At 66.9% G+C, this 10,104-nt stretch carries 12 protein-coding genes; 4 read left to right on the top strand and 8 right to left on the bottom strand.

Translation table 11 applies throughout. The annotated features are described in order from the left end of the window. The 3 genes from VGD28_RS08705 to aroQ form a co-directional block, all read right to left on the bottom strand. On the bottom strand, positions 1-335 hold a 335-nt coding region (locus VGD28_RS08705; RefSeq protein ID WP_331027945.1), incomplete at its 3' end, for a biotin carboxylase N-terminal domain-containing protein. A gap of 111 nt (positions 336-446) precedes the next feature. Then, positions 447-926, bottom strand: a complete 480-nt coding sequence (gene accB / locus VGD28_RS08700; RefSeq protein ID WP_331027944.1) for an acetyl-CoA carboxylase biotin carboxyl carrier protein — start codon at positions 924-926, stop codon at positions 447-449. A 99-nt stretch (positions 927-1,025) separates the two neighbouring features. Then, a complete protein-coding gene (gene aroQ / locus VGD28_RS08695; protein ID WP_331027943.1) occupies positions 1,026-1,460 on the bottom strand; it encodes a type II 3-dehydroquinate dehydratase in 435 nt (144 codons plus the stop codon). A 64-nt stretch (positions 1,461-1,524) separates the two neighbouring features. Here aroQ and thiS point away from each other — a divergent pair, with 64 nt between their 5' ends. Beyond that, positions 1,525-2,535 (top strand): sulfur carrier protein ThiS, encoded by a 1,011-nt coding sequence (thiS, locus tag VGD28_RS08690; RefSeq protein ID WP_331027942.1) that lies wholly within the window; start codon positions 1,525-1,527, stop codon positions 2,533-2,535. Here the strand turns inward: thiS and VGD28_RS08685 are convergent. Next, on the bottom strand, positions 2,532-3,128 hold the full coding sequence (locus tag VGD28_RS08685) for a class I SAM-dependent methyltransferase (RefSeq protein ID WP_331027941.1): 597 nt from the start codon (positions 3,126-3,128) through the stop codon (positions 2,532-2,534). The two genes, thiS and VGD28_RS08685, sit on opposite strands and share 4 nt — an antisense overlap. Positions 3,129-3,221: 93 nt before the next feature. Here VGD28_RS08685 and VGD28_RS08680 point away from each other — a divergent pair, with 93 nt between their 5' ends. Together VGD28_RS08680 and VGD28_RS08675 are read left to right on the top strand one after the other, a co-directional pair. Continuing rightward, the gene (locus VGD28_RS08680) at positions 3,222-3,392 is read left to right on the top strand and encodes a CsbD family protein (protein WP_331027940.1); all 171 of its coding nucleotides are present in this window, start codon (positions 3,222-3,224) and stop codon (positions 3,390-3,392) included. Between the two features lie 157 nt (positions 3,393-3,549). After that, positions 3,550-3,873 carry a helix-turn-helix domain-containing protein gene (locus tag VGD28_RS08675; RefSeq protein ID WP_331027939.1) on the top strand — a complete coding sequence of 108 codons (324 nt, stop codon included), beginning with the start codon at positions 3,550-3,552 and terminating at the stop codon, positions 3,871-3,873. Between the two features lie 7 nt (positions 3,874-3,880). Here VGD28_RS08675 and VGD28_RS08670 read toward each other — a convergent pair whose 3' ends face one another. After that, entirely contained in the window at positions 3,881-5,548 is a 1,668-nt protein-coding gene (locus tag VGD28_RS08670) for a thiamine pyrophosphate-binding protein (RefSeq protein ID WP_331027938.1), read from the bottom strand. A gap of 96 nt (positions 5,549-5,644) precedes the next feature. Between VGD28_RS08670 and VGD28_RS08665 the strand changes: the two genes are divergently transcribed. Then, the gene (locus VGD28_RS08665) at positions 5,645-6,040 is read left to right on the top strand and encodes a GFA family protein (protein WP_331027937.1); all 396 of its coding nucleotides are present in this window, start codon (positions 5,645-5,647) and stop codon (positions 6,038-6,040) included. A gap of 164 nt (positions 6,041-6,204) precedes the next feature. Here VGD28_RS08665 and VGD28_RS08660 read toward each other — a convergent pair whose 3' ends face one another. The 3 genes from VGD28_RS08660 to rimO are packed head-to-tail and all read right to left on the bottom strand — an operon-like array spanning position 6,205 to position 9,860. After that, positions 6,205-7,593: a leucyl aminopeptidase family protein gene (locus VGD28_RS08660; RefSeq protein ID WP_331027936.1), complete on the bottom strand. Its 1,389-nt coding sequence runs from the start codon at positions 7,591-7,593 to the stop codon at positions 6,205-6,207. A gap of 39 nt (positions 7,594-7,632) precedes the next feature. Beyond that, entirely contained in the window at positions 7,633-8,532 is a 900-nt protein-coding gene (locus VGD28_RS08655; RefSeq protein ID WP_331027935.1) for a hypothetical protein, read from the bottom strand. Further along, positions 8,532-9,860, bottom strand: coding sequence for a 30S ribosomal protein S12 methylthiotransferase RimO (gene rimO, locus VGD28_RS08650; RefSeq protein WP_331027934.1), 1,329 nt, complete (start codon positions 9,858-9,860; stop codon positions 8,532-8,534). The genes VGD28_RS08655 and rimO overlap by 1 nt, the downstream gene beginning before the upstream one ends. Positions 9,861-10,104 lie beyond the last annotated feature (244 nt).

Raw genomic sequence — 10,104 nt, 5'->3', positions numbered from 1 at the left:
ATATGCTCGGGCTTGGGCCCGACCCAGATCAGATTGTGACTCTCGACGATCTCCGCGAACTGGGCGTTTTCAGAGAGAAAGCCATAGCCGGGGTGGACCGCGTCGGCATGGGTGATCTCCGCCGCGGATATGATGTTGGCGATGTTGAGATAGCTGTCCTTGGCCGGCGGCGGGCCGATGCACACCGCTTCGTCCGCCAGGCGGACATGCATCGCGTCGGCGTCGGCGGTCGAATGGACCGCGACTGTCTTGATCCCCATTTCATGGCATGCGCGATGGATGCGCAAAGCGATCTCGCCGCGATTGGCGATCAGGAGCTTCTTGATCTCGGGCATTTTTGAATCCTAGGCGGTACCAGCCCGCTCCCCCACCCGGTCACCCATATGATGCTGTCGCTGGGTGGCAGGGTGGGGGAGCGGGCTGGTACGGCTCAATATCAACGTGGCTTACTCGACGACCACGAGCGGCTGGTCGAACTCGACCGGCTGGCCGTTCTCGATCAGGATCGCCTTGACCGTCCCGCCGTGCGGCGCGGCGATCGGGTTCATCACCTTCATAGCCTCGACGATGATCAGCGTGTCGCCCGCCTTGACCTGGCTGCCCACCGTGATGAACGGCTTGGCGCCCGGCTCGGCCGCGAGATAGGCGGTGCCGACCATCGGCGACTTGACCGCATTCTCATGCGCCGGGGTGATCGAAGCTGGATCGGACGGCATCGACGCGGGCGCAGCGGCCGCCGGTGCGGCGGCGACCGGCGCAGGCGCGGCATAGGCGACCGGCGCGGCGCTGACCTTGCGCGCGACGCGGACCTTGCGGTCGCCGTCCTCGACCTCGATCTCGGTCAGGTTGGTTTCGTCGAGCACCGCGGCCAGCTGGCGCACCAGCTCGATATCCACGTGCATGTTCTTTTTATTCTCTTCGCTCATGCGACCTCGAAAATCAGAGCGGACCCCTTAATTTATCTAGGTCCGCTTGGAAACGCGCCTCTTAGTGAAGATGGACCCGCTTGCAAACGGGGCCTGGCTTCAGAGACGGTCGGCGGCTTCAAGCGCAAGCAGGTAGGAAAGCGCGCCGAACCCGGCGATCGTTCCCTTGGCGGCACGGCCGACATAGCTCAGATGCCGGAATTCCTCACGTGCATGCGGGTTCGACAAATGGACTTCGATCACCGGGGTGCGGATCGACTTGATGCAATCGTGCAGCGCGATCGATGTGTGCGTGTAGGCGCCGGCGTTGAGCAGCACGGCCTTCGCCCCGCGCGCTTGCGCCTCGTGCATCCAGTCGACGAGGTGTCCTTCGTGATTCGACTGGCGCATGTCGATCGTGAGGTTCAGTTCGCGGGCGCGGTCCTCGAGCTGGCCCGCGATATCGTCGAGCGTGTCCGAGCCGTAGATTTCCGGCTCGCGCGTGCCGAGCAGGTTCAGGTTCGGGCCGTTGAGGACATAGATCGTATCGGCCAAGTCCGACTCCCCGTTTGAGCGTTGCGCGGAAACTCCTATATCGCCGCCGAGCGAAAGGACCAGCATGCAGACTCACAGCGACGGCACCATCACGATCACGGTCAATGGCGATCATCGCCGCGTCGCGGGCGGGATCAGCCTTGCGCAGCTCGCAGGCGAGCTGGGCCTGGCGCCCGAGAAGGTGGCGGTCGAGCGCAATCTGGAGGTGGTGCCGCGATCGACGCTGGCGCAGGTGCTGGTCGAGGATGGCGACGAGATCGAGATCGTGCACTTCGTCGGTGGGGGCGATCACGCGGCGGCGCTGAGCGACGACAGCTGGACGGTCGCGGGCAAGACCTTCCGCTCCCGGCTGATCGTCGGGACCGGCAAGTACAAGGATTTCGAGCAGAACGCGGCGGCGGTCGAGGCTTCGGGCGCGGAGATCGTGACCGTCGCGGTGCGCCGGGTGAACGTGAGCGACCCCAAGGCGCCGATGCTGACCGATTTCATCGATCCGAAGAAGATCACCTATCTGCCCAACACCGCGGGCTGTTTCGACGCCGAGAGCGCGATCCGCACGCTGCGGCTGGCGCGGGAGGCGGGGGGCTGGGAGCTGGTGAAGCTCGAGGTGCTGGGCGAGGCGAAGACGCTGTACCCCGACATGGTTGAGACGCTGCGTGCGACCGAGATCCTCGCCAATGAGGGCTTCAAGCCGATGGTCTATTGCGTCGACGATCCGATCGCGGCGAAGCGGCTGGAGGATGCCGGCGCGGTGGCGATCATGCCGCTCGGTGCGCCGATCGGATCCGGCCTCGGCATCCAGAATCTCGTCACCATCCGGCTGATCGTCGAGGGCGCGAGCGTGCCGGTGCTGGTCGATGCCGGCGTCGGCACGGCGAGCGACGCGGCGGTGGCGATGGAGCTGGGCTGCGAGGGCGTGCTGATGAACACCGCGATCGCCGAGGCCAAGGAGCCGATCCTGATGGCGCGGGCGATGCGCCTGGCAGTCGAGAGCGGGCGGCTGGCCTATCTGTCGGGGCGGATGGGCAAGCGGCGCTATGCCGATCCGTCAAGCCCGCTGGCCGGGCTGATCTAGACCTTCCCAATCAGCCAGACAGTCATGCCCCCGCAATCGGGATCCTCGATGCGGTGCGCGATCACCGCGAGGCCGGCGCTGGCGAAGATGGCGCGATATTCGGCGGGAGCGAGACTGGCGTGGAACAGTTCCTCGTCTTCCAGTTCGCCGATGGCGGTGCCGCGCGCGGGGCCGGTGTTGAACAGTGCGACGCCGCCGTGCTTCAGCCACACGGCGATGCGCGGGATCAGCTTCGCCTGCCACTCCACGTCGAGATGGAACAGGCTGCTCCATGCGACGATGCCGTCATAGGCGCTCGATTCCGCGCCGAACCTGCGCATGTCCGCCTCGATCCAGCGGTGGCGCGGGAAGCGCGTGCGGGCGAGCTGGAGCATCGTGGGGGCGATATCGATGCCGGTGAGGTGAAAGCCGCGATCGATGATGTAGCGCGCGACGGGTTCGCCGCCGCCGCAGCCGAGATCGAGCACTGCACCGTCCACTGGAAGATGGCGGATGAAGCGGTCGAGCCAGAGACGTTCCGGAAAGCTGCGGCGGCGCGCGGCATCGAATGCGTGCGCATGCCGCTGATACAGCTCCGCGATGCGGTCAGGCATGCCGCATGTCCGCCACGCTCTGGCGCCTCTCCGGAACCGTCATACCCCCCATCGGTTGGATGATCCGAAACCAACCAATCACAGGAGGCCATCATGGGCGAACTCGTCGACAAGATCAAAGGCAACGTCAACGAGGCGATCGGCAAGGCCAAGCAGCAGAGCAAGGATCCCGAAACCCGTGCCGGGGGCGACCGGCAGGAAGCGAAGGGAAAGGCGCAGCAATTCGCCGGCAAGGTCAAGGGCGCGCTAGGCGACGATATCTGACATGAATCGGCATTAATGGCCGGTTAGGGCCGTTTCCTGCGGGAAACGGCCCTTTTTCATGGATGGGCGGATTCGACTCGTTAACTTTCGTTGTGCAATATCCTGTCTCGGGCCGGGCTTTTCCCGGCGCAAGTCAGCCATCCGGGGGGCTCGACTCGTGATCAACGCCGTAGCCGAACATCCAGTTCTTCCCTTCGCCCAAGGTGAATGGCGCGTCGAACCGCGCGGCAGCCTTGGCCATGTGCTCGCGCAGGCGCGCCTCGAGCGCGAGATGACGATCGAGGAAGTCGCGGCGCAGACGCGCGTGCCGATCCGTTACCTGCACGCGATCGAGGACGAGCGGTTCGACATCATCCCCGGCCGCATTTACGCCAAGGGTTTCGTCAAGGCGTTCGCGCGCTCTGTCGGGCTGTGCGAGCGCTGGGCGGGCGAGGCTATCACCGCGGCAATGTCCGAGAAGCGGGCGCTGGTCGCGGCCTGACTTCCCCTTATCCCCGGATCGCGGTGATCGTGGTGCCGGGGGTGATGAATTCCACATCGGTCTTGAGATGGAGCAGGCGGACTCCGGTCTGCCCGAGCGCGCGATCGAGCGCGGGCGCGAACTCCGCGGTGCGCTCGACGGTTTCGGCCCAGCAGCCATAGGCGCGTGCGAGCGCGGCGAAATCGGGATTGTGCAACATGGTGCCCGAAAGACGCGCGGGGAATTCGCGCTCCTGGTGCATGCGGATCGTGCCATAGGCGCGGTTGTCGATCACAAGCACCAGCATGTTCGCGTCATGCTGGATCGCCGTCGCCAGCTCCTGCCCGTTCATCATGAAGTCGCCATCACCGGCGAGCGCGACGGCGAGCTTGTCCTTGCGGCGCAGCGCGGCGGCGACCGCGGCGGGGGTGCCGTAACCCATCGCGCCGGCGGTGGGCGCGAGCTGTGACGGCTGGGCGCCATAGTGCCAGTAGCGGTGCCACCAAGCCGAGAAATTGCCCGCGCCGTTGCAGATGATCGCATCGTCCGGACCCAGCCGCTCGCGCATCGCGGCGACGCATTGGCCGAGGTCGAGAGTGACGCCTTCGCGTGGCTTGGGCGTGGACCAATCGAGCCATTCGGCATGGGCTTCGGCTCCGGCGAAGGTCGGCAACGGCTCGTCGTCATGGGAATCGGTGACGCAATGACGCGCTGCTTCAGCAAAGGCACCGCAGGGCGCACACAGTGCTACATCAGTGCGATAGACGCGGTTGAGCTCATTGGGATCTGGATGGATATGGATCAGCTTCTGGCCCGGATGATCGGGTGTAACCAGAGAATAGCCATCGGTCGTCGCTTCACCGAGGCGCGCGCCGACGACCAAGAGCAGATCGGCATCCTTGATTCGGCCAACCAACTTGGGATTCGGCCCATAACCCAGATTACCCGCCCAAACCGGCGACTGATTTGAGATGGCATCCTGTCGGCGAAATGCCGCTGCTACAGGAAGGCCGATCGCTTCGGCGAACGCGGCGAAGTCGCGGCCGGCATCCGGCGTCCATCCGGCACCTCCGACGATCGCGATCGGGCGTTCAGCTTCGCGCAGTTCGGAGAGGATGCTCTCGACGCCAATATAGTCGGCACTGCGCCACGCTCCCTCAAGACCTGGCCTATCCATCGCCTCGACCTCATCGAGCAGCATGTCCTCGGGCAGGGCGATCACCACCGGCCCCGGCCGCCCGCTGATCGCGACGTTCCAGGCGCGGGCGATGTACTCGGGGATGCGGCGCGCATCCTCGATCCGCGTCGCCCATTTGGCGAGCGGGGCGAACATCGCCGGGAAATCGACCTCCTGGAATCCCTCGCGGTCGCGCATCGAGCGATCGACATCGCCGATGAACAGCAGCATCGGCTGCGAATCCTGCATCGCGACATGGACGCCGATGCTGGCATTGGTCGCGCCCGGGCCACGGGTGACGAAGCACACGCCGGGCTTGCCGGTCATCGTGCCGTCCGCGCAGGCCATGAACGCGGCGCCGCCCTCCTGCCGGCAGGTGACGAGGTCGACTTCAGGCATATCGTGCAGCGCGTCGAGCACCGCGAGGAAGCTTTCGCCGGGAACGTGGAAGATGCGATCGCAGCCCTGGGCCACGAGGTTGTCGACCAGGATACGGCCGCCGTTGCGAAGCTTCGTCATGCTGCCTTCTTGGCGTTCCGTTACGGGGAAGTCGAGCCGGGTAATGGCATGCGGCCGGGTTCGCAGCTAGGGTGGGCACGGCGATGGGAGAAGGCGATGCGGGTAGCGAGTTGCCAATGCGGCGCGGTGACGGCGGCATGTGCGGGTGAGCCGGTCCGGATTTCGGTATGCCATTGCCTGGCATGCCAGCGGCGGAGCGGCAGCGCGTTTGCGGCGCAGGCACGCTTCGTTGCGGCAGACGTCGTTACCTCAGGCGAGACGGCTGTCTGGCAGCGGCGGGGCGAGGAAGGCAGTGTCGCCAGCTTCCGCTTCTGCACCGCCTGCGGATCGACGGTATGGTACAGCGCCGACAGCGAGCCGGAGCTGATCGCCGTCGCGCTCGGCGCCTTTGCCGATCCGCATGCATTCGGGACGCCGAACTACTCGGTCTATGAGGAGCGCAAGTTCGGCTGGGTGACCGTCGATGCGCCCGGGATGGATCATATCGCCTAGGACGGACCGGCATTTCGTGCTCAATCCTCCCCAGCCAGGAGGAGGTGTCAGCCGCAGGCTGACGGAGGGGCGGATTCCAGAGCGCTGACGGTTCGCTTCCTCCCCCTCCGCCGCGCTGCGCGCGCCACCTCCCCCTGGCGGGGGAGGATAGATGTCGATCCGCCCTAGCCGGCGTAGCGCGCCTTCAGCGTGGCCCAGGCTGCCCGCAGGCTCATCGCGTCGCCGCCCTTCGGACGGCCGGGTTTGGCCGTCGGGCGCCAGGCGAACAGGTCGAGATGCGCCCAGGCGATCTCCTTGGGCACGAAGCGACGGAGGAACAAGGCGGCGGTGATCGGCCCGGCGAAGGGGCCGTCGGGGGCGTTGACCAAGTCGGCGATGTCGGATTTCAGCATCTCGTCATAGCCGTCCCATAGCGGGAGCTGCCACAACGGGTCGTTCTGCGCGATGCCGTGGTCGAGCAGGTCGTGGGCGAGCGCATCGGTGTTGGCGAACAGCGCGGGCAACTCCGGGCCGAGCGCGACGCGCGCTGCGCCGGTGAGGGTCGCGAAGTCGAGGATCAGCTCTGGCTTGCCTTCGACCGCCCTGGCCAGCGCGTCGCCGAGGATCAGCCGGCCTTCGGCATCGGTGTTGGTGTTCTCGACCGTCAGTCCCAGCCTCGTCCTGAGCACGTCGCCGGGGCGGAAGGCGTTGCCCGCGACGGCATTCTCGACCGCGGGGATAAGGAGATGGAGGCGGACGGGCAGGCGCTGGGCCATGACGACGCCGGCAAGCGCCAGCGCATGCGCGGCGCCGCCCATATCCTTCTTCATCAGGCGCATGCCGGCCGAGGGCTTGAGGTCGAGCCCGCCGGTATCGAAGCACACGCCCTTGCCGATCAGCGCGATGCGGGGATGCTTGGGGTCGCCCCATTCGAGCTCGATCAGACGCGGCTCGCGCCCGCGCGCGGCGGCCATGCCAACCGCGTGGATCATCGGATAGCCCTGCTCGAGCGCATCGCCGCGGGTGACGGTCAGGGTGGCGCCATGGGCCTTGGCGAGCGCGGCTGCCTCCGCCTCGATCTGGGCCGGCCCCATGTCGGCGGCGGGGGTGTTCACCAGATCGCGCACCTTGAAGGTCGCAGCCGCCAGGCGCAGCGTCTCCTCGATCCGGCCCGGCTCGCCGGTGAGCAAGGTGCGGGGACCGATCGGGTTCTCATCCTTGCGGTAGCGATCGAAGCGATATTGCGCGAGCACCCAGCCGAGCATTGCGGCGCCGGGCTCGCCCGCCGCGAGGCGATAGGTGCCTTCGGGCAGCTGCTCGCCGAGAGAGGCGATGCGGAAGGGCGAGGTCTCCGCCTCGTCGCAGACCAGCAGCATCGACCAGTCCTCATCCTTGTCACCCGGCAGCACGGCGCGATTGCCGGCCTTGCCCGTCACCTTGTTCGCGGTGATCGTGGTGCGGACGCGCGCCGGCTGGCCCTTGAGCCATTCGGCCCAGTGGTCGGGGTGAACGACGTGAATGGTACGCGCGGGCTGGCCGCGGTCGGGCTGGAGCAGCGGGGAGAGGTCGGTCATTGCGGCGATGTAAGCATCCTGAAGCATGGCCGCCAAGCGCTATCGGCGGACACAGAGGTTGAGGGCGTGGTCGATCATCGCGGTGAGGCGGTTGCGGCTCTCGGCGAGCGCGTCGGGCTCGAGGCCGCGTTCCTGGGTCTCGAAGTTCACATAATCGAGACCGTGGAGCAGCGCGTAGTTGGAGAGCGAACCGTCGGACGCTGCGACGCGCTCGAACACGACATTGAAGTCCGCTTTGGCCAATGTCCGCCCGCACCACGCCGTGGAGGGCGAGGTGCCGCTGCGCCAGGGAAGATAGGCGAGGGTGTCGTCATCGTCGAAGGGCCAAGCGCGGCCCCGTGAAGGGTACGGCTGCATCACATCATCGCAGAAACGGATCGAGACCTCTCCGCGGCCCGGGCGATCGGACTGGTTGCAGCGGGAGGCGCCGGTGTCGAAGCCGGGCGAGTTGGTGTGGAGGGCGACGATCGGGCGGGCGCCGCGGGCATAGTCGGCGAGGATGGTGCGGGCGTAGCGCGGATAGCCGTCGCGGAAGTTGCGGTTGGGATCGATCGGGCGGCCGCGATCGACCGCGGCGTTGCGGCGGCGGCCATCCTCGGCGATGCCGGAGTCGACGGCGATCACCACGCCGCCATGTTTGCGGACCCCGGCGAGGGCGGCTTCGAAGCCTGCATTCTCATTGTCGTGCGGCACGAACCAGAGCGGGCCGCGGGGCTTACGTGTGTTGGCGATACGGAACAGACGCCAGGCGCCGCGCTCCTCGCGGAATTCGATCTGGCTGACCGACAGGCCGCGCCACTCGGCGGGATCGCGGTGGCGAGCGAAATCGTCGTCGGCGAGCGTCAGCGGATCGACGGGCGTGTGGCGCACGCCATCGTCCTGCCGCGCGCCGCTCAGCGCCAGCCATAGGGCGGCGATGAGAGCGGCGCGGCACAGCATCAAGCCAGCGGCACGCCATACAGGTCGTGATCGTCGGCGTCCTCGATCTCGACGCGGACAATGTCGCCCTGTTTGAGGTGCCCAGCATCGCGCAGGAAGACCTGGCCGTCGATTTCGGGAGCGTCGGCCTGGGAGCGGGCGTTGGCGCCGTCCCCGTCGACCTCATCGACGATGACCTCGAGCGTGCGGCCGATCCTTGCCTTGAGCTTGGCGGCGCTGATCGCGGCGGTCTTTTCCATAATGCGGGCGTAGCGCTCTTCCTTGACCGCCTCGGGCACCGCGCCGGGCAGGTCGTTCGCCGCGGCGCCCTCGACCGGCTCGAAGCGGAAGGCGCCGACGCGGTCGAGCTGGGCCTCGTCGAGCCAGTCCAGCAGATACTGGAAATCTTCCTCGGTCTCGCCGGGGAAGCCGACGACGAAGGTCGAGCGGATCGTGATGTCCGGCGCGATGCTGCGCCAGTTGCGCAGGCGCTCAAGCACCTTCGCTTCGTTCGCGGGACGGCGCATGGTGCGCAGGACCGCGGGGCTGGCGTGCTGGAAGGGGATGTCGAGATAGGGGAGGATCAGCCCCTCGGCCATCAGCGGGATGACCTGATCGACATGGGGATAGGGATAGACATAGTGGAGACGCACCCACGGCGCGATCCTGCCGAGCTCGCGGGCGAGATCGGTCATGTGGGGGACGATTTCCTGCCCCTTCCACATCCGCGGTTCCTTGCGGATGTCGACGCCATAGGCCGAGGTGTCCTGGCTGATGACCAGCAGTTCCTTGGTGCCCGCCTCGACCAGCTTCTCCGCTTCGCGCAGGATCGCATCGGGACGGCGGCTGACGAGATCGCCGCGCAGCGCCGGGATGATGCAGAAGGAACAGCGGTGATTGCAGCCCTCCGAGATCTTCAGATAGCTGTAATGGCGCGGAGTGAGCTTGAGGCCGCTGTCGGGGACGAGGTTGAGGAAGGCGTTGGGCGGCATCGGCGCCGCGTCGTGCACGGCACCGACGACTTCTTCATACTGATGCGCACCCGTGACCGCCAAGACATTGGGAAAGCGGGCGCGGATGACCTCGGCTTCCTTGCCCATGCAGCCGGTGACGATGACGCGGCCATTCTCCGCGATCGCCTCGCCGATCGCCTCGAGGCTCTCTTCCTTGGCGCTGTCGAGGAAGCCGCAGGTGTTGACCAGCACCACGTCGGCGCCGGCATAGTCGGCCGACATGGCATAGCCGTCGGAACGGAGCTTGGTCAGGATACGCTCGGAGTCGACCAGGTTCTTGGGACAGCCGAGCGACACCATGCCCACCTTGGGGGCTTCGGGAAGTCGCGTTGCCATGATCGGCGGGCCACATAGAGATTTCTGCGGAAAAAGATAGGGGGCCGGCCCGGCCGGCGGTGCGGCGGTTGACGAAGTTGACCCGAATGCGGGGTTTCGGAGCGAACGCGCCGGGTTTGCGCCGGGAACGCGCCGGGAACGCGCCACGGACGCGCCGCCGGCGCGACAGGAGCGCGCCACCGGTGCGGCGCTCGCGCGCCACGAACGCGCCGGGAACGCGCCACCGGCGCGACGGTCGGGCCGC

Origin of the sequence: Sphingomonas sp. (genome assembly GCF_036402235.1) — a bacterium.
Lineage (GTDB): Bacteria > Pseudomonadota > Alphaproteobacteria > Sphingomonadales > Sphingomonadaceae > Sphingomonas.
The sequence above is the reverse complement of the archived record's forward strand: the minus strand, read 5'-3'. Positions and strand labels throughout refer to the sequence as shown.